The organism is Enterococcus sp. AZ048, assembly GCF_051715125.1.
Lineage (GTDB): Bacteria > Bacillota > Bacilli > Lactobacillales > Enterococcaceae > Enterococcus_A > Enterococcus_A gilvus.
In genome coordinates this window covers 2,150,010-2,173,612 of sequence record NZ_JBIOTD010000001.1, presented here as the reverse complement: position 1 = coordinate 2,173,612, position 23,603 = coordinate 2,150,010, and the positions used below count along the sequence as shown (strand labels likewise).

Genomic DNA, 23,603 nt, shown 5'->3' with positions numbered 1-23,603 from the left:
TCTAAAGGAGGCTTGAAACACGTGCTTAAAAATAAAAAAATAACAGTTGTATATGCTGTTTCGATTTTTCTTCTGTTTGTCTTGGCTGTCCTAACAATTGTTATTCCAAAAATGCTGAATGTGACACCCTATGTCGTCTCTGATGACAAAATGGTGCCAGAATACCACAAAGGCGGATTGGTTTTTGTCAAAGACGTGATGGACCCGATTCATGTAGGGGATACGATCACGTATTATGAAAATCAAGGGAAGTCGATCAAAACACGGCGTGTCTTAGCGGTGGATCACAAAATCGACGGCTATTTTGTCAAAGGAGACAGTGCTGTCAAAGCAGAGATGGGGATGGTCCATGAGCGGAACCTGATTGGCCGACCGCACTTTTATCTACCCTACATAGGCTTTTTAGCAGATGCGAAAATTATGAACATCCTAAAGTGCTGCCTGTTTGTCGGAGCCATTTTAATGACACTCTCGACCATTTTCTTCCAAACGGAGAGAAGGCAGAAGCTGCGCCAGCAAGTCGAATAAAAAAAGACCTCCCGATCGTGGGTCCCTCAAGCGTCAGCATGTTCTAGCGCTTGAGATCCTCACGATTCATGGAGGTCTTTTTCTTTTTTAATAAGAGAGCAAGGATTCCTTGAGTTCATTTCTAGAATCTTTCATTTCTTCCTGTATTTCTTTCCGACTCGCCTTTAATTCTTCTTTGACTTCTTTGGAAGCCTCCTTCATTTCGTCTTTGCTGTCTTTCAAGTCACTGTTGACTTCTCTTTTTACTTCTTTTAACTCTGTACGAAAACTTGTTTTCCATACAGGACGAAAAATTGAACGATTGACTGTAAGCAACCCGATACAAGCGATCCCTAAAATCAACACGGTGATATCCAACCCATTTTTTTTCATATTCGTTCCTCCTCGAATTGTTGCGGCACATAGTCCAATCAACGAATCTCCCCCAAAGTTGCTTGTCGGTGCTCGTCGTTTTTCTTTTCGATTTATTACTACACTCTCATAATAAAAGAAAAAGGCCTCCGTTACGTCCAACCAAAGTCCTATTTTTGTTCGGCTGAAGGACCAGAAAAGGAAAAAAATGATAATTCCACAAAAAAAAGAGCAGAGAGCTGCTCCTTTTACTTCACGACCGTATAGCCGCCTTCTTGTAAAACGGCAACGGCATCGTCGTAACGATCAGATTTGATTAAAATATAATCCGTATTGTACGTAGAGATCGCGAAAATGCTGATTTGAGCGTCGGCCAGCAAAGAAGCGATTTTTGCCAAGATTCCTACCAGGCTAAAATCTAAAACGCCTTCGATCTTGAGACCTCGCCAATCATCCTCCCGATTGAGCGTATCTGCAGGAACATGGTCGGTGGCAGAAACGAGTGAGATTTCTTCGTCTGTGACGCCTATGAAGAGCGGCTGTTGTGTGACGTCGATGGTTTTTAAGTCAGCGACTTGATACACGGACAACGCTTGCGGCAATGTGACTAGCTTCATTTTTTAAACTCCCTTCTATTCTTGTGATCCTTCAAATTTATCAGAGGGCCTAGCGAAATGCAATCGGATTCTTTGCTGAAAAACGCGCGTCATAGTATATTTGAAAAAATGATCGAAGGAGTTGTTGACCATGAAGGCACTGTATTTTGAAACCTTTGGCGGCAGCGAAGTTCTGCAATATGGCGAACTCCCTGCGCCTATTCTGAAGGAAGAGGAAGTATTGGTAAAAGTAGAGTATATCGGGTTGAACTTTGCTGATATTTACCGTCGCCGCGGGGAATACCACATTGAAAAGCACGAACCCTACATCAATGGGTATGAAGGGGCAGGCGTAGTCGTGGAGATCGGCGCCAAGGTGTCCAGTCAAAAAATCGGAGAGACCGTATTGTTTGTCGATGTTCCTTTTGCGAACGCCGAGTATGTCGCTGTTCCCAGCGAACAAGTGATTCAACTGCCAAAAGGCGTCGACAGCAAATTAGCCGCAAGCATCGGTCTGCAAGGAATGACGGCTGATTTTTTGGCACATGATCTGGGGAAAAATGCGCCTGGCGAAAAAGTTTTTATCACTGGAATCAGCGGCGGAGTCGGTCAGATTCTTTCGCAAATGCTAGTCGCGGACGGTGTCGAGGTGTACGGCTCTGCTTCCTCGACTGAAAAGCAAGCGTTGGCTTTGTCTCATGGCGTCAAGCACGTCTTTCCGAGTCGAGAAAATTCTTGGATCGAGTCCGTGATCGGCGCCTTTGCTACTGCCTATGACGGTGTCGGCTCCACGATCCAACAGAGTTTCGATTTGATCCAGCATCGAGGAAAAGTCGTCTTTTTCGGGATGGCAGGAGGCGACCCGGTAAACATTGATCCCGTCGAATTAATGTCGGAATCCAAAAGCCTGTTAACGGGAGATCTGTGGGATTACCTAACAAGCTACGAAGAACGGAAAATGCGCAGCCAACGATTGTTCAACTATTTCATTGAAAAAAAGATCGCCATCAGCGAACCGACTATTTTTCCATTATCAGAGGGAAAACAAGCCCATGAATTTCTCGAGACAGGCAAAAGCATCGGAAAGGTCCTGTTAAAACCGTAAGTCGAAGGTTCGTTAAGACGAAAAAACGTAAGCACAACTTTCGTCTTCTTTTTGTCTTTCTAGTATAGTGGACGGGGGAGGTGGAAACATGGAAAATCTTATCTTGATTGGGCACATTATTTTTGGTATCGCTTCATTTGCAGGCTCTTTATTATTGACGATTGGTTTTAGAAATTCATTCGCCAAATTGACAGGGATCCAAAAATCAGGCATCGTCTTGACTGTTGCTAGTCTTTTCGGAACGATCGCCTTTGCAATGTTGACAAAAGGCAACGTGATCGGTGCAGTCCTATTCATCGTATTGGGCATCGCTATGTGCGCATTGCTTGTGGCACCAAAAGCAGTAAAAGAATAAAAGAGAACAAAAGAAAAACGCTGAAGACTAGGTCTCTAGCGTTTTTTTGATGTCATTGAAATCATTTGTTGATGAAGAAAAAACGAGATGTGTAGAAGGACGGCCAAATGCCATCGTCTCGTCAATGAATTGTTCCAGCTCTTCCATGTCCGCGGAGACGACTTTGGCTAAATAACTGAAGGTGCCCGCGAGCCGATAATTTTCCAGCACGAGTGGATGGTCCGTACAAAATTCACGGAAAGCTTGACAATTAACCGTTTCAAACAAAATAAAAGCGGTAAGGCTCTTTTCGATTTTTTTATAATTAATGTTGATGGTATATTTTTCGATGATTCCTTTGTCCTCTAATTTTGTGATGTGTTCCTTTACGGCAGGGGCGCTCAAAGCGACTTTTTGGGCAATCTCACTATAGGACATTCGGGCATTTTTTTGTAACAATGCGAGAATTTTTTTATCCGTTTCATCCATTGAATGCACGCCTTTCTTTTTTTAGCTATTTTAGTTGATTTCCCTTAAATAATAAAGATCTTTTGCAAAAACACATTATTAATCAACTGTAATATCTTGGAATTCTACATTATCATAAGTAGAACAAAAGGAGGATCACTTATGAAGAAAATTTTATTGCTTTTGGCCGACGGCTTCGAATCCTATGAGGCCAGTGTATTTACAGATGTTTTTGGTTGGAATTTATTTGAGGGCGATCGAACAACTTCGCTCGTTTCGGTGGGGATGCATCCAACCTTAGCGTGTACGTGGGGCTACTCATGTATCCCCATGAAACAACTGAAGGAGATTCAGTTGGAAGAGTTTGATGCGTTGGCGATACCCGGCGGTTTTGAAGAAGCCGGCTTCTATAAGGATGCGTTCAATGAAGAATTTCTATCAGTTATTCGCTGGTTTGATCAGAAAAACAAACCCATTGCTTCGATTTGCGTGGCCTCCCTAGCTGTCGCAAAAAGCGGTGTGCTAAAGGATCGTTTCGGCACGACGTATCGCTTCAAAAATAATCCGCGGCAAGACCAGATGGAAGAAATGGGCGTGAAAGTCAAAAGAGAAGAGAGGATCGTCAAAGATCGGAACATCATCACCTCCTCTTCACCAGAAACGTCATTGGATGTCGCCTTCTTATTATTAGAAAAAATGACTAGCAGAGAAAATATGTTGAAGGTGAAGGAACGGATGGGCTTCTCCGTCTAAGAAGGAGGGATCGCCAGTTTTATAGTCAAGTCAGAGAAAAGCGTTGGTTGATCCCTTGTGTTACCTGTGAGACCGGTGGAACACTTTGGATGTGAAAGAACTGTCTGCTTCAGAGAAATAAAAAAATCTGTTCGTTGATTTTTAGGTCAACGAACAGATTTTTTGCTGAATGTACATCACAGGAGGGATTCGAACCCCCGACCGTCCGCTTAGAAGGCGGATGCTCTATCCAGCTGAGCTACTGTGACAGTAGTTTTGCAACAATTGCTATTATAGAAAAACTACCCTTGAATGTCAATCCTAATTCGTTATTTTACTGATTCAAAGAGATATTCTTTGATCAGCTTCAAGGTTTTTGGATTTTCGACCAGAGATCCGTGATCGGCTTGCTCGTCCACAATGATTTCTTTGTATGTCTCACTGTCGCCGTAAATCAAGCGCCCGGCCAATACACTAGTCAATGGGACCGTCATATCTGTGTTCTGTTCGCCGCAATTGCCAGCGATGTTGTAGACGGTGATGTTTTTTGGGATGTTTTGTTTATTTTTTAAATAGTATTTCAATAAGTCGCTTTCGGCCTTTGGTTTTGTAAAGGTCGCGCTGTCGTCATTGTACTCCCAAGACGTATCGTTATAAGGGGACCCAAGCGTGATCAAGTGTGAAAGTGCAGGATCGTTGCTCTTTTGCTCGTTTTCCAAATACCCGGTGATGATCAGTCCGCCATTGGAATAGCCCAAGTAATCATAGGTGTTGAAGGTATATGATTTTTCCGCGTATTCTAATGCCTTTTGGAACCAGCGTGATTGCTTCGGCAAGGAGGGGTCTGTTCCGTCCTCGAAAGCAACAGCGATGATGGGACGTTTTGTCTTTTTTGTAAAACGCCCTGAAGAGGTGATGGAATCATCCTTGTTGACCGTGATTTTTATTTCATCGACATTTTTTTCTGTCTGTTTTAACGAATCAACGAGACTGTCAAATCGATTGACATCTCCATTTGTACCGGGAACCATGATGACTGGCGCCGGTATTGGCAAGGGGTCAGTCGAACTTTTTGATGCATGCACGCGGTCTTTTGTTTCGAATAGGATCAATCCGAGAATACACACCAATAGAATTGCTAGGGCGCCCCAAATTTTTTTGTTCTTCACAGGCAATTCCTCCATTTCAGTTCCCTAGTGTACGCCGATTTTCTTGATGTACAAGTAAAAAGGCAGAAATTCAAAAAAGTTTCAAATTTCCGCCAAATGTTTAGTTGTTTTTTGAGATCAGTGCCACGCCATCCCCTAACGGAAGCAGCGTAGAAGTAAGTTCAGGAGAAGTGGTGACCACCTCTAAAAATTCATTCAAATGACGATGGATCGCCCGGTTCTTGCGGGGGATGTCCTCGATCGGCTGCAAGACGGTGCCTGCTTGGAAAATATCATCCACCATCAGGATGCCATCGTCTGATAGAAGTCGCAGACATTCAGGTAAGAAGGCAATGTATTTTGATTTAGCACTGTCCATGAAAATAAAATCATAGGGACCTTCCAACGTGCTGAGAATGTCTGCTGCATCGCCTTCTAATAAAGTCACTTGGTCTGCCAAGCCCAGTTTTTCAAAGTTTGCTTTGGCCTTTTCGATCATGACCGGGAAGCGATCGATCGTTGTGATATTTGCTTCTTTCCCAAGGGATTCAGCCATTAAGCTGGCAGAAAATCCGATGGCGGTCCCAATCTCTAGGACTCTCTTTGGTTGTTTTTGCTTCAGTAAAAATTGCAAGAAGACAACTGTCTCATGAGGAATCACCGGCACGCCATTCTCATGAGCAAGTGCCTCTAAGTCGCCCAGTGATCCAGTCAGTTGCTTCTGTTCGGTTCGTAAATAGTGCAGAATATCCTCGTTGATTATTGGTCGGTACATCATTTCATTGCGCATTATTTTTCCTCTTTCTCTAGTAGGTTTCCTAATAAGGCCCAGTCCTCCGTGATCGTCTCACTCAACTTACGGTTGTAAAACACTGCCGCGGGATGGAAAAGTGGGAGAACGGTGTATGCTTGTTTCGACTGTTGGTAGTTGTTTTGGTCGGCGGTCAATTCTAAAACAGGTCCCCGATAGACGTCGCCATGACGTTCGCTGATCTGCCATTTGGGTCCGAGCAGCCGTTGCAAACCGATATTGCCTAATGTCGCAATGATCGTTGGCTGGATCACCGACAGTTCATAGTCCAAGATCGGGGCATGAGCCAGAATCTCTTTTTTTGTCGGTGTTCGGTTAGGGTACACGGTCTCAGGTTCTTTTGTCCGCTTGTTGATCCGTTCGACGATCTTATAAGGGCGGCTTCTGACCGCACTGGTGATATAGGTGTTTTCCCGAGTAAGCCCGATAGCTGTCATCGCTTGGATCAATTCTTTTCCGGCTGCTCCAGAAAAGGGAATATGATTCACGACTTCGTTCCGACCAGGCGCTTCACCTAGCAGCATTAATTTTGGATGACGAGGTCCTTGACCTGCCATAAATCCCTCAAGCTGGAACCCTTCGGAACGTGTTGCCACTAAATCGACAAGCTCTTTTGGATACTCCATTTTTGCCACCTCACTTTATCGTCCTTCTAATAGTAGAAAAAAGCAGCCCACCCGTCAATAATTAATCATTGACTTGGCCTATCTTTTTTAGTAAACTATGAATGTTGTAATTGTGGAACCCACAGCTACAACCGCGCAGAACAAGTTATTAAGTACTTCGGTCACTTGGGATGGCGAGTCTAAGTATCTATTATAAGGAGGTGCCACAAGCATGTACGCAATCATCAAAACTGGCGGTAAACAAATCAAAGTTGAAGAAGGTCAAGCAGTCTACATTGAAAAATTAGACGCTGAAGCTGGAGAAAAAGTTGTCTTCGACCAAGTTGTTTTAGTAGGCGGCGAATCTACGAAAGTAGGAGCTCCTATCGTTGAAGGTGCAACTGTTGAAGGAACTGTTGAAAAACACGGCAAACAAAAGAAAGTCGTTACTTTCAAATACAAACCTAAAAAACATTCACACCGTAAACAAGGTCATCGTCAACCTTACACTAAAGTTGTCATTGACTCAATCAAAGCATAAAAAAAGAAGGTGCCTAAGTTGATCAAAGGTACATTCACTCGAAATCATGCAGGTCAAATCAGCGAATTTACCCTGACAGGTCATGCCGAAGCAGGCCCTTACGGTAGCGATATCGTATGTTCTGCCGTTTCCGCGTTGGCGATCAGTACAGTAAATAGTCTGGATGCACTGGCAGGTGTCATTCCGAACATCGAGACCAACGATGATGAAGGTGGTTATCTTCATGTCGTGTTGAATCTGGATGATTCCATGACACAAGAGCAGATGAATATCTCGCAAATCTTGCTAGAACATTTATTGTTAGGCTTGCAATCAATCGAAACTGAGTATTTGGATTTCATGGAAGTCCAAACAGAATCTAAATCATAGGAGGTGCAGCTCATGTTAATGAATATGAACTTACAATTATTCGCCCACAAAAAAGGTGGCGGTTCAACTTCTAACGGACGTGACTCAGAGTCAAAACGTTTAGGTGCTAAACGTGCTGACGGTCAAACTGTTACTGGTGGATCTATTCTTTATCGCCAACGTGGTACTAAAATTTTCCCTGGTGTAAACGTAGGTATCGGTGGCGATGACACATTGTTTGCTAAAGTTGACGGCGTAGTACGTTTCGAACGTAAAGGTCGCGACAAAAAACAAGTGTCTGTATACCCAGTCGCTCAAGAAGCATAAGACATTCGAAGTCCTAATCCTGATTTTCAGGGTCAGGGCTTTTTTTTCGCTTCTTTTCACAAGTTAAGGTACTATTTTAATAGTGAAAGAAGTATGAGGTGTTTTTTGTGAATAAGAAAGAACGAACAGTACAAATTTTTGGGAGGATCGCGTCGGTGCTATCCGTACTGATGTATGTGTCTTACATCCCACAGATCATGAATAATTTGGCGGGAGACAAAGGGAATCCCATTCAACCAATGGTGGCGATGGTCAACTGTATTTTTTGGGTGATCTACGCGTCTATGCAAAAGAAAAAAGATTACCCGATCATCATCGCAAATGTTCCAGGTGTATTTTTAGGAGCTATTACCTTTATAACTGCATTGATGTAAATATCAAGAAACTAGCCAAGACAGAATTCCTGTCCTGGCTAGTTTTTTTTATCAGAGAAGACGATCGCTTCTATATAATAGAAGAAACACGGAACAGGGACGCACTTTTACTAGAAAAGGAATAATAAATGATAAAAAAGCTTAAAATTAAGTTAAGGCATTTTTCCGAAAAACCCATAAATTTTCAAATTTAAAAAATATAGTGTATTATTTTATATCGAAATGTTTGACTTTTTAATAAAAACTATAGATGATTGGTAATAGGGAATACACTAATAAAGAAGGTGACTGAATGGAACGACGGATTGACCGCATTTATCGCTTCGTTTTGGAAAATGCAAATGTAACAACGAAAGACGTAGCAGATTCATTGGATATTCAACGGACAAATGCTAGTAAGGATCTGAATCTTCTTGTTAAAGAGGGTCAATTGAGTAAAAGTGAAGGCAGACCTGTTCGCTATTTTGTTTCAAATCAATCAGGAGAAATGTCGTTTGATACAGAAACCACTCACATAAAGAAAAAAGTTGTCGAGCCGCCTGAGAAAAAGATCCTGCATCAAAACACAGGCAACGTCTTTACTCAGATCATAGGATCGACGGGCAGTATGAGAAATGCTGTCGAGCAAGCCAAAGCGGCTATATTATACCCCCCTCGCGGATTGAATTGTTTGATCACTGGACCTACAGGATCAGGTAAAACCTTCTTTGCCCACGCGATGTTTCAGTTTGCGCAAACGGAAGGTGTGGTGGAGACTGGTCGAGAGCTGGTCGTCTTTAACTGCGCCGATTACGCAAACAACCCAGAGTTATTGATGAGCCACCTCTTCGGTTACGAGAAGGGTGCCTTCACGGGAGCGGACAGTGAAAAGGATGGATTGATCCAACAGGCGGACGGCGGCATGCTGTTTTTAGATGAGATTCACCGACTGCCGCCAGAAGGACAGGAAATGATTTTCTACTTTATGGATCATGGCACCTATAGTCGACTGGGAGAGAGTGGGAAAAATCGGTTTGCGAATGTTCGGATCGTCGGTGCAACGACGGAAGACCCGCATTCTGCACTGTTGGATACCTTTGTTCGACGTATTCCGATCAATATCCAAATGCCAGCCTTCAGCAGCCGCCCCGCATCAGAGCAGCTAGATTTGGTTCGTGTGATGGTGGCGATGGAAGCCAATCGAATCCAGCGAAAGATCACTTTGTCGGAAGATGTTGTAAAAGCTTTGCTGGGTAGCGTTTCCTATGGGAATGTCGGACAATTGAAGTCGAATGTACAATTGATCTGTGCACGAGGGTTTATGAATCATATGATGCAGGAAGAAATTCATATTACCTTGAATGACTTGACTGAGGGGATCAAAGCAGGACTTGTTCAGCTTTCTGCTGACCGGATCAAGACGACAGATATCTCACCGTATTTGGAGCCCGAGATGGTGGTTACGCCAAATGAGATCGATGAATTGATCAAAACAGATACTTACGAATTGCCCTATAATCTATACGACATCATCGGTGACAAAGCGGCGTTGTTGAAGACGGAAGGTCTGGATCAAGAGACGATCAATCACTTTATCTCTACCGATATCAATGTCCACTTGAAATCCTTTTACAAGAATCATGGCTTTACCTTCGATACAGAAACACGTTTGACAGAATTTGTGGATAAACGTGTGATAGACATCAGCAATAAAATCGCCGTGCTGGTGAGTGAACGTTTAGACACTCATTTTCAGCAAAACTTTATTTATGCGATGAGTCTCCATATTTCTTCCTTTTTAAAGAAAATACACGTGGGAGAAACTCGTGAGACAAATGCCAATATTCGAGAAATGGCGAAGGACTATCCGACCGAGTTTGCGGTTGCACGAGAGATCCGACGCTTAGTCGAAAATGAATTTCAGGTGATCATTCCAGATAGCGAAGATTATTATTTGACCGTTTTACTGGTGTCGTTACGAGAAGACCAATCTGCAGGGAAAATCGGCGTCGTCGTCGCGGCGCACGGAAACAGCACGGCTACATCCATGGCCCAAGTGGTTCGAGAGTTACTGGATGTATCCAATATCATCGCAGTGGATATGCCGCTAGACATGCATCCGCGAGTTGCCTACGAAAAAATGCGGGAAGCAGTGTCGCAGATCGACGAAGGCAGCGGCGTACTCATCATGGTGGACATGGGATCATTGGCTACCTTTAATGAAGAAATCCGAAAAGATACCGGTATCGACGTGTGCACCCTGGATATGGTGACGACACCGTTGCTGATTGAAGCGGCTCGCAAATCAAGTGTTCTTGGATCAGGAGTCGATGAGCTATACGATTCCCTACAAGGCTTTCGCGGCTATGGCCATGTAGTACAGGAAAAAAATGATTCCCACGAAAAGCAAGCGATCCTCGCTATTTGTGCTTCGGGGGAAGGAACGGCCAAACGATTAAAAGAAATCATCGAGCGCCCGTTGAAACAGCGGAATTTGAAGCATATTGAAGTGCTGACATTGGCTGTGGCAGATATCAAAAGCAAGGTGCCGGGATTCAAGGAAGAATTTAAAATATTAGCAACGACCGGGATCATGGACCCGAAAATCGGTGCACCCTATATTCCGATGGAAAAGTTTATCAATCAAAAAGCCGATCAAATATTGGATGAGCTATTATTGGAAAATGATCTGTCTGAACAAGAAGAAGTCGTCCTTGATGCGAATAAAGCACGGGAATTGTGTGTGAAATTCATGGAAGAGAGCTTTACGTTCATCAATCCAAATAAATTGATCGATCCACTGTGGCGACTGGCTAACACAGTGATCAAAAGTAACGGTGATTCTTCTGACTATGCATTGATTGTCAATTTTGTAATGCACATGGCTGGAACGATCGAGCGAGGAATTCTGCAACAACCGTTGAAAATCGATGAGGAATCAAAGCGGATTTATCAGACGGTAACGGACAATGTTGTGATGAATCGCGGCTTGAACGAACTAGAAAGCCAACTGCGTATCACGATCCCTACTTCAGAACGATACTATATCTATCAATTACTTAAAAATAATGAAGAAATCATTGTATAAATAATACACAAAAAAGGATACAGTCTACTGTATTCTTTTTTGTGTATCGTTTGAAACGCGGTAAATAAAGAATTCTTTAGTAGTGTATCTTGGCACGGTACTTGCTTTATTATAAGTGAGTACTGTGTGTCACACTGTACTCAAATGTAGCACAAGTCTTTTAGCATCTGAGCCTTGTAGTAGCAGGAGGTGGTGGGATGGTAATGGATATTCGACTCACTCGTATCGATGATCGTTTGATTCACGGTCAGGTAGCGACTGTTTGGTCTAAAGCAACAGGAATCGAGCGTATCTTAGTTGTCAGCGACGAGGTTGCCAACGATGAGTTGCGTAAGTTTCTCCTAAAACAAGCCGCACCACCAGGAATCAGGTCCAATGTCGTCACTAAAAGAAAACTGGTTGAAGTGTATCGAGATCAATTGTTTGATGGAATGAAGATCATGCTGCTGTTTGCCTCTCCGCAAGATGTGGTGGAGGTCGTCGAACTAGGTGTTGATTTGAAAGCGGTCAATATCGGCGGCATGCGATTCAGCGAAGGAAAGAAAATGATCACCAATTTTATTTCCATAGATAATGATGATGTGAGATGTTTCCTTGAGTTGTCAGAAGCAGGAATCGAATTGGAAATTCGCCAAGTGCCGACAGACCGAAAAACAGATCTGATGCAATTGATCAAAAAAGAGAAGATGCTGCAGTAAAATAATTTTGGTTACAGGTTTTTTTAGAACTTATTTATATTTTGAGCTGTAACAATAATAGTAGGAGGTATGAAGATGGTAGGAATTATCATTGCCAGTCATGGTGAATTCGCGAATGGTATCTTGCAATCCGGAGCGATGATCTTTGGAGAACAAGAAAACGTCAAAGCTGTTACTTTGATGCCAAGTGAAGGACCTGATGATGTTAAGGCAAAAATGAAAGAAGCAATCGCCTCTTTCGAAAACCAAGACGAAGTATTGTTCTTAGTAGATCTTTGGGGTGGCACTCCATTCAACCAAGCAAACAGTTTGTTTGAAGAACACAAAGACAAGTGGGCAATCGTTGCTGGTATGAACTTACCAATGTTGATCGAAGCGTATGCTTCACGTTTCTCTATGGAAACTGCGCATGAAATTGCTGCACACATTTTAGGTACAGCTAAAGAAGGCGTTAGAATCCGTCCTGAAGAATTAGAACCAGCTGAAACAGCTCCAGTAGCTGCAGCAGAAGGTGGACAACCAACAGGTACAATTCCAGAAGGAACCGTACTTGGTGATGGACACATTAAATTTGTGTTGGCTCGTGTCGATTCTCGTTTATTACATGGACAAGTGGCAACAGCTTGGACAAAAACAACAGGCCCTAACCGGATCATCGTTGTTTCAGATGCAGTAGCAAAAGACGATCTACGTAAGAGATTGATCGAACAAGCTGCTCCTCCAGGTGTTAAGGCAAACGTTATCCCTATCGAAAAAATGATCGAGATTTCAAAAGACCCTCGTTTCGGAAATACCAAAGCGTTGTTACTATTTGAAAATCCTGAAGATGTATTGCGTGCGGTTGAAGGAGGCGTTGATATTAAAGAAATCAATGTTGGATCAATGGCTCACTCAGTTGGGAAAGTCGTAGTAAGTAAAGTATTGTCAATGGGGCAAGAAGATGTTGATACTTTCGAGAAATTGAAAGCAAAAGGAATCAAATTTGATGTACGTAAAGTGCCAAATGATTCTAAAGACAACATGGACGAAATTCTTAACAAAGCAAAAAATGAATTGAAAAACGCTTAAGCAACATAATTAACTTAAATAGGAGGGCTTATAATGTCTGGTATTTCAATGGTATTAGTAGTAATCGTTGCTTTTCTAGCCGGTATGGGAGGAATCTTAGATGAATTCCAATTCCATCAACCGTTAGTAGCATGTACATTAATCGGTCTAGTGACTGGTAACTTATCAGCAGGGATCGTTCTTGGCGGTTCATTGCAAATGATCGCCTTAGGTTGGGCAAACATCGGGGCTGCCGTAGCACCGGATGCTGCATTAGCATCTGTTGCATCTGCAATTATTTTAGTTTTAGGTGGTCAAGGAGTGAAAGGTGTTTCTTCAGCCATCGCAATCGCAGTTCCACTAGCTGTAGCTGGATTGTTCTTAACAATGATCGTTCGTACTTTAGCTGTGCCGATCGTTCACTTTATGGATGCGGCTGCTGAAAAAGGTGAAATGCGCAAAGTTGAAATGTGGCATCTTATCGCAGTATGTATGCAAGGTGTTCGTATCGCTATTCCTGCTGCTGCATTATTAGTTATCCCAGCTGACACTGTACGTGGATTCTTAGAATCTATGCCTGCATGGTTAACTGATGGTATGGCTATCGGTGGTGGTATGGTTGTTGCCGTTGGTTATGCAATGGTTATCAACATGATGGCTACACGTGAAGTATGGCCATTCTTCGCAATCGGTTTTGCCGTTGCAGCTATTTCTGAATTAACATTGATCGCACTTGGTGTTATCGCAGTTGCATTCGCTTTGATTTACTTGAACCTACAAGAAACTGGTGGCGGTTCATCTAATGGCGGCGGAGGCAATACAGGTGACCCATTAGGCGACATTTTGAATGATTATTAATCTTGAAGGAGGAGAAATAAAATGGCAGAAAAAATCGAATTAACGAGAAAAGATCGTTTAGCCGTTGCATGGCGTTCTACCTTCATTCAAGGTTCTTGGAACTATGAACGTATGCAAAATGGTGGCTGGTGTTACGCAATGTTGCCAGCAATCAAAAAATTATACAAAACTAAAGAAGACCGCATTCTAGCAATGCAACGTCACTTAGAATTCTTTAATACTCACCCATATATCGCATCACCAATCATCGGAGTGACACTTGCACTTGAAGAAGAACGTGCAAATGGCGCACCTGTTGATGACGTAGCAATCCAAGGGGTTAAGGTTGGTATGATGGGACCTCTAGCCGGTGTTGGTGACCCAGTGTTCTGGTTTACTGTACGTCCGATGTTAGGTGCCTTAGGTGCATCTCTAGCGCTTGCTGGAAATATCTTAGGACCAATCATTTTCTTCCTTGCTTGGAACATTATCCGTTGGGCATTTATGTGGTATACACAAGAATTCGGTTACCGTGCCGGTTCTAAAATCACAGATGACCTTTCAGGCGGATTATTACAAAAAGTTACTAAAGGTGCATCTATCCTTGGTATGTTCGTACTAGGTTCCTTAGTTCAACGATGGGTAAATGTGAAGTTTACACCGGTTGTTTCTACTGTTAAATTGGACAAAGGTGCTTACATTGAATGGGATAAATTGCCTGCTGGTGCTCAAGGAATCAAAGAAGCACTCTCTCAACAAGCATCAGGTTTAGCGTTAGACAGTAATAAAGTAACAACATTACAAGACAACTTAAATCAATTAATTCCTGGTCTTGCTGCATTACTATTAACATTGCTTTGCATGTGGTTATTGAAGAAAAAAGTTTCTCCAATCATCATCATTCTTGGTTTGTTCGTAGTCGGTGTTGGCTTACACGTATTAGGTATTATGTAAGAAAGTCAATCGTTAAAATGCTCGGGCTTGCCCGAGCATTTTTTTCTTAATAAGTGTACAATAAAGATAATAAAAGCAGATACATATATGGAAATGGAGTAGATCTAATGGTTCAGTCAATCAATACAAAGGTCGATTTGACGATCGATGCTACCTCATACTTAGGAATTGCAGATTACGGTAAAATCATGATTGGTGATAAAGGCTTTGAATTTTACAACAATCGTGATGCTCGAAAATTCGTTCAAATTCCTTGGGAAGAAGTAGATTATGTTATCGCTTCAGTGGTGTTCAAAGGAAAATGGATTCCCCGTTATGCGATCCAAACGAAAAAAAGCGGGACCTATTCGTTTGCCTCTAAAGAACCTAAAAAAGTGTTGCGTGCGATTCGTGAGTACGTTGATCCAGACCACATGGTACGTTCCTTAGGATTTTTAGATGTTGTCAAACGTGGACTTCGCGGCAAATTTAATAAGTAGAGAAAAGTCGTTTATCTATCGGATGAACGGCTTTTTAATGTTGTCACAAACTTCTGTGCCAAAGCTCTATCTACATTTCATTGAAAGCGGATACTGGAGGCGCTATGATAAATATGTAAACGAAATCATTTTAAATTATTTCTTAAGGAGGAAAAAGAAATGGAAGCTACTAGACAGAAAAGTGGTCTTAAGGCGAAAGTTCAGCGTCTCGGAAGTCACTTGTCAGGGATGGTAATGCCGAATATTGGAGGCTTTATCGCGTGGGGGGTTATTACAGCGCTGTTTATCCCAGATGGTTATTTTCCAAATGAACAGCTGGCTACATTAGTTGGACCAATGCTTTCTTATTTATTGCCATTATTAATCGCTTATACAGGCGGCAGCATGGTACATGGTCAACGTGGGGCAGTTGTAGGGGCAATCGCAGCAATGGGTGTTATTGTCGGATCAGACGTTCCAATGTTTATCGGAGCGATGATGATGGGACCTTTAGGTGGTTGGTGTATCAAGAAATTTGATGACGCTTTCCAAGAAAAAATCAAAGCCGGATTTGAAATGCTGGTCAACAACTTTTCTTCTGGATTGATCGGGTTTGCGTTAGCGATCGTCGGGTACTATGCAATCGGCCCAGTCGTTCAAGGGGCTACACATTTAATGGCTGCAGGTGTTGAATCAATCATCAACATGCACTTGCTGCCACTGGCAAATATCTTTATTGAACCTGCGAAGATCTTGTTCTTAAACAACGCGATCAATCATGGAATCTTGACACCGCTTGGAATTGAACAAGCAGCAGAATCTGGAAAATCAATCCTATTCTTATTAGAAGCAAACCCTGGACCAGGTCTAGGAATCTTATTAGCCTTTACATTCTTTGGCAAGGGTGCGGCGAAATCTTCTGCACCAGGCGCGATCATTATCCAATTCTTGGGTGGTATTCATGAAATTTACTTCCCATATGTAATGATGAAACCTCTTTTATTCCTAGCTGTTATGGCAGGTGGGGTTGCCGGAACATTTACGTTCCAATTGTTAGGTGCCGGATTACGAGCAGCTGCTTCACCAGGTTCGATCATCGCGATCATGGCGATGACACCGCCGAATGCAATCTTTGCCAACTTAGCAGGGATCGTCGTCGGGTGTGCCGTTTCATTCTTAGTCGCTATGATCATTATCAAGTCAGACAACAGTGAAGAAGACGATTTAGCAGCGACTCAGGCAGCTGTTGCGGGTGCGAAAGCACAAAGCAAAGGCCAAGGCGCAGTGAAATCTGAAAATCAAGAAATGTTTGGTACGGTCAACAAGATCATCTTTGCTTGTGATGCCGGAATGGGGTCAAGTGCCATGGGTGCTTCTGTTCTACGCGACAAGGTGAAAAAAGCAGGCTTATCCTTGCCAGTATCGAACTCAGCAATCAACAACTTGACAGATGATCCGAATGCGTTGATCGTTACACAGGAAGAATTACATGAACGTGCGTCACAAAAAGCACCGAGTGCAACGTTCGTTCAAGTAGAAAACTTCATGAATTCACCACGCTACGATGAAATCGTTGAACGCTTATCGAATGAACCAACGGGTGACAGCGAAAAAAAGCCGCTGACAGATGATGTGGTACAAGGCGTAGCCGACTATTCAAAAGTCGATCACATTGTCTTTGGATACGATCAAGTAAAAGGATCTGCCAATATGGGCGCAACGATCTTGAAAAAATTATTGAAGGACAACAACTTGGTTTATCCTGTTGCAGTCGAACCGATCCATGCATTGAAGGATGAAACAAATGCGTTGATCATCACGAACGACGATGAAACCCTCAAAGCAGAGCAACAAGCACCAAGCGCAACACATGTGCCTTTGACGGATCTGGTCGCTTCAGAAAAATATGACAAAGTCATTCAAAATTTAAGGAAATAAGTAGTCTTTTATACAGAATCGTATTACTCTTAAAGCAGTGAGGATTCTCACTGCTTTTACCCTTTTGAAAGTATTGGAGGAGATATTGTGTATTTTTCGATTCGCGAAAAAAAGATACTTTCCCTTTTATTAGATTATCCGAATGGCATTACACCAGAAGAACTGCAAGACATTTTACAAGTCAGCAAACGGACGGTTTATCGAGAAATATCAAGCATTGAAAAAACGATCAAATCACAGGATATCCAGATCATCAAACCACGAGGGGAAGGGTATCGAATCGTGGGAGAGTCAGTGAATCTGGAGCGGCTGCAGCAGCAGTTGACGGAAAAGCAGGAAGAGTTGTTTACGGACAACGTGCAGCGCCAAAGCGCGATTGTTTGTTCCTTATTATTGATGGATGAGGAAGAAACGATCGAAGGGTTGGCGATCGACTTTAAAGTAAGTCCTGCGACGATTACTTCTGATTTGTCCGCTATTGAAAAAAGTTTGATTGATTACCGCTTGGAGTTGAAACGATTAAAGGGTCGCGGGATTCGCATCGAAGGTCGAGAGAAACAGCGACGACAGTTATTGAGCAATTTGATCTACAACGGCGTGAGTGAATTTGATTTCTTTCAATACATCGATTCATTAGAAGATGAGACGGTGACTACCGACAGCTTCTTTTTAAATTTATTGAGTCGGTCAAACTTACTGCTGTCACGAACAATTCTCGAACAGGTGACACAGCAGGCGTTTGAGCAAGTCACAGATAATCAGCTGCAGCGTGTGCTGATCTTACTGGCATTATCTATTGATCGCATGATGGAAGAACGATTCGTGGAAGTTGAACAAGAGAACAAAGCAAAACCTGAAAGCATGCAGATTGCTAGTCAAATCATGATCAAAGTGGCGACAACGATCAAACAGTCCATACCGCCGCAGGAAGTTCGTTTCTTTGCCTTTCAGCTCGAAGGTGTGAATTATAAGAGACCGCAAAATATCTTTATTGATAGTTTTGATGTAGAGCTTTCGTATAAGATCAAAGAATTGATCCGACTGGTTTCCGAAACGACGGAGATTGATTTTCGCAAAGATGAACAGCTGTTTACAGATCTATCTGCACACATGTCTGCGGCATTGAAGCGAAATCTGACGGTCATTCAAGGGGCAAACAATCCGCTGCTGCAAAAAATTCGTGATAAGTATCAGGCGTTGACGACAGCGATCATCAAAGAATTAGCGGTTGTTTTTCCGGATCATCAATTTACTGCGGATGAATTAGGCTATGTCGTGATCCATTTTGCGACATCGTTGGAACGGCACCCGAGTGGACGCGCATTGTCTGCCTTGGTCCTGTGTTCCAGCGGGATCGGTACAGCTCGTATTTTAGAAAGCCGCATCCATAAGTATCTGAATGAGATCCAAAAAGTACAGGTCGCCAAGATTTCAGAAATGAATCAGTTGGATTATAAAAGTTATGATTTGATTTTAGCGACCGTCTTTTTACCAGGGTTTCATTTGCCTTACAAAGTCATCTCACCGCTATTACTGGATGACGAAATCAAAGAAATCAAAGAGTACATCCAGACCTTACATCCAGAAAAAGCCAACGAACGAGCAGATGAGCCTGAACAAGAGCCGAGTGAAGCCTTTGATGAAATTTATGAGACGATGCGGATAGCCAATAGCTTATTGCAGAACTTTGACGTGAAGCAGGTGTCTGCACGAGAAACGATCGAGTTGACGTTAGATGAGATCATCGAACAGTTGCAGGGCACGATCGTTTCGGATGCGAAATTGGTGACGGATAAAGTGATCAAGCGTTATTTAGTGGCGCCGATCGGGGTGCCAAAGACCAATTTTGCGTTGTTCCACTGTGCGGATGCACATGTCAAAGAGCCATTATTTACGATCTACGACTTGGACCAGAAATTTTTGATTCAAGGAATGGATAAAAAAAGCATTGAACTTACCAGGGTGTTGTTATTACTCGCACCTGATCCAATGCCGGAGAGTCAACAAAGCCTATTAGGAAAAATCAGCAGCTCAGTGATCGAGAGTGATCTGAATACTGAAATCTACAAATTTGGCAATAAAGAAATCATCTATCAATTGTTAAGCTCTTTATTTGTCAAAGAGATTCGGGAAAACTAGCGAAAGCAAAAAAAATCGGGGGGAACTAAAAATGGAATTAAAGCCAGAAATGATTTTATTAGACCAGAAATATGCCAACAAGGAAGAAGCGATTCGTGCGAGCGGGCAGCTTTTAGTAGATGCTGGCTGTGTGGAAGCAGGCTATATCGATGCGATGATTGAACGGAACGAATTGGTTTCTGTTTATATGGGAAACTTTATCGCGATCCCTCATGGAACCGATGAAGCGAAACGCTATGTGAAGAAAAGTGGTATTTCAGTGATTCAAGTCCCAACGGGCGTTCACTTTGGTAAAGACGACACAGAGGATGTGGCGATGGTATTATTTGGTATCGCTGGAATCGAAAATGAGCATTTGGATATCTTGCAGAAGATCGCGATTTTCTGTTCAGATGTTGAAAATGTGGTCAAATTAGCAGATGCAAAAACAAAAGAAGAAGTCATGGGCTATCTTCAGGAGGTAGAATAGGATGCAAGCAACACACTTTGGCGCAGGAAATATTGGACGCGGATTTATTGGAGAAATTTTAGCAAAGAATGGTTTTTCAATCGATTTTGTTGATATCAATGAAACGATCATCAATGCTTTGAACGAGCGGAACGAATACACCATTCAGCTAGCTGATGAAAGTCAAAAAGAGATTCATGTCGCAAACGTGGATGGGTTGAACAATCAAACCAATCCCGATGCGGTGATCGACTCCGTCAGTAAGGCAGACATCGTGACGACCGCGATTGGGCCGAATATTTTACCATTTATCGCAGAATTGATCGCTAAAGGGATTCAAAAACGTCGCAATGAAGGCAAAACGGCTCCTTTAGATGTGGTGGCCTGCGAAAATATGATCGGCGGCAGCCAATTTCTATTTGAAAAAGTACAAACGTTCTTGTCTAACGAAGACAAAGAATATGTGGAACAATACATCGGATTCCCCAATGCAGCAGTCGATCGTATTGTACCGATCCAGCATCACGAAGATCCTTTATTCGTGTCTGTAGAACCGTTTAGTGAATGGGTGATCGATGAAACGCAAAGCAAAAATAAAGACTTGCGCCTCGTTGACGTGGAATATGTAGAAGATTTGGAACCATATATCGAACGGAAACTCTTTTCCGTTAACACAGGCCATGCGACCGTCGCCTATACAGGGGCTTATGAAGGATACAAAACGATTGATGAAGCCATCGCGGATGAACGTGTCTTAGAAAAACTGCGTGCAGTGCTAGGTGAAACCGGCAGCTTATTGATTCATAAGTGGGGATTTGATGAAGAAAAACATCAAGCCTATATTAATAAGATCGTTAGCCGCTTTGAAAATACTTATATTTCTGACAGCATCAGCCGGGTCGCCCGTACACCGATCCGCAAGCTTGGATACGATGAACGATTTATTCGCCCAATTCGTGAGCTGAAAGATCGTGGATTAACGTACACGAATTTGATCGACGTCGTGGCGATGGTCTTAAAATACGACGATCCAACTGACGAACAAAGTGTTGAATTGCATGAATTGTTGAAAGAAAAGTCACTTGCAGAAGTTATCCAACAAGTAACGGCTCTAAAAGACGACGCACTGATCGCAGAAATTACAGCGACATACGAATAGTAACGATTCTTATCCAGAATAGGCGCAGGCCTGTTCTGGATTTTTTTAATGAAATTCTGGATAGGGATAAAATGCTGAATGATAAAAATTTAATTATTTGGTCTAGACTTTTTTGTTGTAAAATGCAATCGATGGTGTTAGAATTGGTGTATACCAAAACAACAAAGGAGCGTTTACCTATGAAAGTAATTCGCGTGAAAGATGCCAACGAGGGCGGAAAAAAAGCATTTGAACTCATCAAAGATGGAATGGAAAACGGCGTAAAAGTATTAGGACTAGCAACTGGTAGTACCCCTGAAACTTTATATAAAGAAATGACTTCTAGTGATTTAGATTTTTCAGAAATGACTTCTGTGAACTTAGATGAATATGTTGGTTTATCTGGTGACGATGTACAAAGCTACCGTTACTTCATGAACGATCAATTATTCAACAAAAAACCATTTAAAGAAACATTCGTACCAAACGGAAAAGCGGAAGATCTACAAGCTGAATGCACACGTTATGATGGCGTGATCGCGGATCATCCAATCGATTTACAAGTATTGGGCATCGGCCGCAATGCGCACATCGGTTTCAACGAACCAGGAACATCTTTTGACGTCACTACTCATGTCGTTGAATTGACAGAATCTACGATCGAAGCAAACAAACGCAACTTCGATAAAGTGGAAGATGTGCCAACACATGCATTGTCAATGGGTATCGGCTCAATTATGAAGAGTAAAAAAATCTTGTTGATGGCTTTCGGTACAGATAAAGCAGAAGCAATCAAAAACATGATCGAAGGATCAGTTACGACAGACGTCCCAGCAAGTGTTTTACAAAACCACGCAGACGTAACAGTCATCATTGACGAAGACGCAGCAAGCCAACTATAATCCATTGCTTTTTAACACCAAGGTTGAATGATCTTGGTGTTTTTTTTGTTTGCTTGCTTCTTATTCTTCCTTTGGCTATAGTAAAAACTAGAAAAGATACGGGAGGATTCTATGCGTTTAGATAAATTTTTAGCAGAAGCAGGCTTAGGCAGTCGCAAAGAAGTGAAGCAGCTGATCAAAAAGGGCCAGATCACCGTCAATCAGCAGCTTGAAAAATCAGATAAAACACAAATTGATCCCGAAAAAGATACGATTGCTTTTCAAGGAGAAGTGCTGCATTATCAGGAGTTCTATTACTACCTGCTGCATAAACCAGCAGGGGTTGTGAGTGCAACGGAGGATGCGCGTGATCGAACGGTCATGGCGTTGTTTTCTATGACGGATTTTCGCAGCGATCTTTTTCCGGTAGGTCGCTTGGACAAAGACACCGAGGGTCTTTTGCTGATTACCAATGACGGTAAGCTTGCCCATGATTTGTTATCGCCGAAGAAGCACGTAGAGAAGGAATATTTTGCCGAAGTTCGCGGCGTGATGACGTCAGAAGACCAAAAACGTTTTGTGGAGGGAATGCCATTAGATGGAGAAATGACCTTACCAGCGGAATTGGTTATTGATGAAACCACAGAAGAAACGTCGAAAGTCCGAATCGTTTTGCATGAAGGAAAGTTCCATCAGGTCAAACGCATGGTCAAAGCGTGCGGCAAAGAAGTAACCTATCTGAAAAGAATTCGGATGGGTAAGCTGACCTTGCCTGAGAACCTTGCTAAAGGCAGCTATCGCCCGTTGTCGGAGGAAGAATTAGCGATGCTAAAGGGTTAGACGCAACCTTTTTTTCTGACCGTGCTATACTTGAAAAGAAGAGAGTGTTTCAATAGAGGAGGTGGTGCACAAATGGATTTGCACTTATCAGTTTATGAAATCATGCTGCGGCTCTTTTTAGCGATGATCATGGGGGGCGCCATCGGGATCGAACGTGAGTATAAAAATCGTCCAGCAGGTATTCGTACCCATATTTTGGTCTGTATGGGGGCGACCATCATCGCATTGATCCAAGTAGAGATCGCAGACCAAGCCCTGCGCTACGCCGCAGCCAAGCCGCAATTCGTCGGGGTCGTTCGGGCAGATGAAGCGCGGTTGATCGCTCAAGTTGTCAGCGGGATCGGTTTTCTTGGTGCGGGGACGATCATGGTCAGCAACCGTTCTGTCAAAGGGCTAACGACGGCGGCCTCGATCTGGGCAGGTGCCGGATTAGGGATCGCTATTGGCATGGGGTATTATACCATCGCCATTTGCAGCTTTGTCGGGATCATACTTGCGTTGACAGTGGTCAAACGAATCATCAAAATCAACTCGATCAAAAAGCTGGAGATCCGCTACATTCATCGAGAAGCCACAAAAGAGTTCATCATGAACTATTTTGACAGCAAAAAGATCGAAGTAGAGGACGTCGATTTTGATGTCGATTTTATGGATGATTACCGGATCTACACGAATGTCTATACGATCGACTTGCCGCGGGGCATGAATTACACCGATGTGATCGAAGATTTGTCGATGTATAAGAATATCACTAAACTTCGAATGATCAATGTTTAAAAAGAAGGTAAAATCATTTTTTGATGATTTTACCTTCTTTTGGTGTTCCGGGAAGCATCGAATCCCTCTGGTGAAAGAGGAGGAATGGATTCATTCATGCCTGTTAACAAAAA

At 42.7% G+C, this 23,603-nt stretch carries 27 protein-coding genes, 1 tRNA gene and 1 other annotated feature; of the genes, 21 read left to right on the top strand and 7 right to left on the bottom strand.

From position 1 onward, the window contains the following. The first annotated feature begins 21 nt into the window (after nt 1-21). Nucleotides 22-528 (top strand): S26 family signal peptidase, encoded by a 507-nt coding sequence (locus IGI66_RS10715; protein ID WP_438848914.1) that lies wholly within the window; start codon nt 22-24, stop codon nt 526-528. A gap of 87 nt (nt 529-615) precedes the next feature. On the opposite strand, the gene IGI66_RS10710 is transcribed toward IGI66_RS10715, so the two are convergent. Together IGI66_RS10710 and IGI66_RS10705 are read right to left on the bottom strand one after the other, a co-directional pair. After that, nucleotides 616-900, bottom strand: coding sequence for a YtxH domain-containing protein (locus tag IGI66_RS10710; protein WP_314578496.1), 285 nt, complete (start codon nt 898-900; stop codon nt 616-618). Between the two features lie 227 nt (nt 901-1,127). Beyond that, nucleotides 1,128-1,496 (bottom strand): ACT domain-containing protein, encoded by a 369-nt coding sequence (locus IGI66_RS10705; protein WP_114524832.1) that lies wholly within the window; start codon nt 1,494-1,496, stop codon nt 1,128-1,130. 130 nt (nt 1,497-1,626) lie between these two features. On the opposite strand from IGI66_RS10705, the gene IGI66_RS10700 reads away from it, so the two are divergent. Further along, entirely contained in the window at nt 1,627-2,580 is a 954-nt protein-coding gene (locus IGI66_RS10700; RefSeq protein WP_438848911.1) for a zinc-binding dehydrogenase, read from the top strand. Nucleotides 2,581-2,668: 88 nt separating this feature from the next. Then, entirely contained in the window at nt 2,669-2,935 is a 267-nt protein-coding gene (locus IGI66_RS10695; protein ID WP_010779916.1) for a hypothetical protein, read from the top strand. Between the two features lie 27 nt (nt 2,936-2,962). Here the strand turns inward: IGI66_RS10695 and IGI66_RS10690 are convergent, their stop codons facing one another. Beyond that, nucleotides 2,963-3,403: an Lrp/AsnC family transcriptional regulator gene (locus tag IGI66_RS10690; RefSeq protein WP_438848909.1), complete on the bottom strand. Its 441-nt coding sequence runs from the start codon at nt 3,401-3,403 to the stop codon at nt 2,963-2,965. Nucleotides 3,404-3,544: 141 nt separating this feature from the next. Between IGI66_RS10690 and IGI66_RS10685 the strand changes: the two genes are divergently transcribed. Continuing rightward, complete coding sequence (locus IGI66_RS10685; RefSeq protein ID WP_010779918.1) at nt 3,545-4,135, top strand: DJ-1/PfpI family protein; 591 nt, start codon at nt 3,545-3,547, stop codon at nt 4,133-4,135. A gap of 174 nt (nt 4,136-4,309) precedes the next feature. Here the strand turns inward: IGI66_RS10685 and IGI66_RS10680 are convergent. From IGI66_RS10680 to IGI66_RS10665, 4 genes are all read right to left on the bottom strand, one after another. Next, nucleotides 4,310-4,383: transfer RNA gene (locus IGI66_RS10680), tRNA-Arg, on the bottom strand. A gap of 60 nt (nt 4,384-4,443) precedes the next feature. Then, complete coding sequence (locus IGI66_RS10675; protein WP_288226072.1) at nt 4,444-5,283, bottom strand: alpha/beta hydrolase; 840 nt, start codon at nt 5,281-5,283, stop codon at nt 4,444-4,446. Between the two features lie 100 nt (nt 5,284-5,383). Beyond that, the gene (locus IGI66_RS10670) at nt 5,384-6,052 is read right to left on the bottom strand and encodes an O-methyltransferase (protein ID WP_438848907.1); all 669 of its coding nucleotides are present in this window, start codon (nt 6,050-6,052) and stop codon (nt 5,384-5,386) included. Next, nucleotides 6,052-6,699 (bottom strand): uracil-DNA glycosylase, encoded by a 648-nt coding sequence (locus IGI66_RS10665; protein WP_010779978.1) that lies wholly within the window; start codon nt 6,697-6,699, stop codon nt 6,052-6,054. Before IGI66_RS10665 ends, IGI66_RS10670 begins: the two co-directional genes overlap by 1 nt. A gap of 119 nt (nt 6,700-6,818) precedes the next feature. Beyond that, nucleotides 6,819-6,890 (top strand) — a sequence feature (ribosomal protein L21 leader region). Between the two features lie 20 nt (nt 6,891-6,910). Here IGI66_RS10665 and rplU point away from each other — a divergent pair. The 17 genes from rplU to IGI66_RS10580 all read left to right on the top strand — a co-directional run bounded on the left by rplU (nt 6,911) and on the right by IGI66_RS10580 (nt 23,490). Then, nucleotides 6,911-7,219 carry a 50S ribosomal protein L21 gene (gene rplU / locus IGI66_RS10660; protein ID WP_010779979.1) on the top strand — a complete coding sequence of 103 codons (309 nt, stop codon included), beginning with the start codon at nt 6,911-6,913 and terminating at the stop codon, nt 7,217-7,219. An 18-nt stretch (nt 7,220-7,237) separates the two neighbouring features. Then, nucleotides 7,238-7,588, top strand: a complete 351-nt coding sequence (locus tag IGI66_RS10655) for a ribosomal-processing cysteine protease Prp (protein WP_010779980.1) — start codon at nt 7,238-7,240, stop codon at nt 7,586-7,588. Between the two features lie 12 nt (nt 7,589-7,600). Continuing rightward, nucleotides 7,601-7,894, top strand: coding sequence for a 50S ribosomal protein L27 (rpmA, locus tag IGI66_RS10650; protein ID WP_010779981.1), 294 nt, complete (start codon nt 7,601-7,603; stop codon nt 7,892-7,894). A gap of 107 nt (nt 7,895-8,001) precedes the next feature. Then, nucleotides 8,002-8,268, top strand: coding sequence for a SemiSWEET family transporter (locus IGI66_RS10645; protein ID WP_010779982.1), 267 nt, complete (start codon nt 8,002-8,004; stop codon nt 8,266-8,268). A 292-nt stretch (nt 8,269-8,560) separates the two neighbouring features. Next, the gene (locus IGI66_RS10640; protein ID WP_438848904.1) at nt 8,561-11,335 is read left to right on the top strand and encodes a sigma-54-dependent transcriptional regulator; all 2,775 of its coding nucleotides are present in this window, start codon (nt 8,561-8,563) and stop codon (nt 11,333-11,335) included. Between the two features lie 197 nt (nt 11,336-11,532). Further along, entirely contained in the window at nt 11,533-12,033 is a 501-nt protein-coding gene (locus IGI66_RS10635; protein ID WP_010779984.1) for a PTS system mannose/fructose/N-acetylgalactosamine-transporter subunit IIB, read from the top strand. A gap of 75 nt (nt 12,034-12,108) precedes the next feature. Continuing rightward, nucleotides 12,109-13,101 (top strand): mannose/fructose/sorbose PTS transporter subunit IIA, encoded by a 993-nt coding sequence (locus IGI66_RS10630; RefSeq protein ID WP_010779985.1) that lies wholly within the window; start codon nt 12,109-12,111, stop codon nt 13,099-13,101. A 33-nt stretch (nt 13,102-13,134) separates the two neighbouring features. Continuing rightward, nucleotides 13,135-13,938 (top strand): PTS mannose/fructose/sorbose transporter subunit IIC, encoded by an 804-nt coding sequence (locus IGI66_RS10625; RefSeq protein WP_010779986.1) that lies wholly within the window; start codon nt 13,135-13,137, stop codon nt 13,936-13,938. 21 nt (nt 13,939-13,959) lie between these two features. Further along, a complete protein-coding gene (locus IGI66_RS10620) occupies nt 13,960-14,871 on the top strand; it encodes a PTS system mannose/fructose/sorbose family transporter subunit IID (protein WP_010779987.1) in 912 nt (303 codons plus the stop codon). Nucleotides 14,872-14,978: 107 nt separating this feature from the next. Then, complete coding sequence (locus tag IGI66_RS10615) at nt 14,979-15,350, top strand: DUF956 family protein (protein ID WP_010779988.1); 372 nt, start codon at nt 14,979-14,981, stop codon at nt 15,348-15,350. Nucleotides 15,351-15,509: 159 nt separating this feature from the next. Beyond that, nucleotides 15,510-17,267, top strand: coding sequence for a PTS mannitol transporter subunit IICBA (locus tag IGI66_RS10610; protein ID WP_010779989.1), 1,758 nt, complete (start codon nt 15,510-15,512; stop codon nt 17,265-17,267). 87 nt (nt 17,268-17,354) lie between these two features. Next, entirely contained in the window at nt 17,355-19,406 is a 2,052-nt protein-coding gene (locus tag IGI66_RS10605; protein ID WP_431379780.1) for a BglG family transcription antiterminator, read from the top strand. A gap of 31 nt (nt 19,407-19,437) precedes the next feature. Beyond that, the gene (locus IGI66_RS10600) at nt 19,438-19,875 is read left to right on the top strand and encodes a PTS sugar transporter subunit IIA (protein ID WP_010779991.1); all 438 of its coding nucleotides are present in this window, start codon (nt 19,438-19,440) and stop codon (nt 19,873-19,875) included. A gap of 1 nt (nt 19,876) precedes the next feature. Beyond that, nucleotides 19,877-21,013, top strand: a complete 1,137-nt coding sequence (locus IGI66_RS10595; RefSeq protein WP_438848899.1) for a mannitol-1-phosphate 5-dehydrogenase — start codon at nt 19,877-19,879, stop codon at nt 21,011-21,013. A 179-nt stretch (nt 21,014-21,192) separates the two neighbouring features. Continuing rightward, nucleotides 21,193-21,894, top strand: coding sequence for a glucosamine-6-phosphate deaminase (nagB, locus tag IGI66_RS10590; protein WP_010779993.1), 702 nt, complete (start codon nt 21,193-21,195; stop codon nt 21,892-21,894). A gap of 111 nt (nt 21,895-22,005) precedes the next feature. Next, nucleotides 22,006-22,713, top strand: a complete 708-nt coding sequence (locus IGI66_RS10585) for a pseudouridine synthase (RefSeq protein ID WP_114524822.1) — start codon at nt 22,006-22,008, stop codon at nt 22,711-22,713. 72 nt (nt 22,714-22,785) lie between these two features. Continuing rightward, a complete protein-coding gene (locus IGI66_RS10580; protein WP_010779995.1) occupies nt 22,786-23,490 on the top strand; it encodes an MgtC/SapB family protein in 705 nt (234 codons plus the stop codon). The last annotated feature ends 113 nt before the right edge of the window (nt 23,491-23,603 follow it).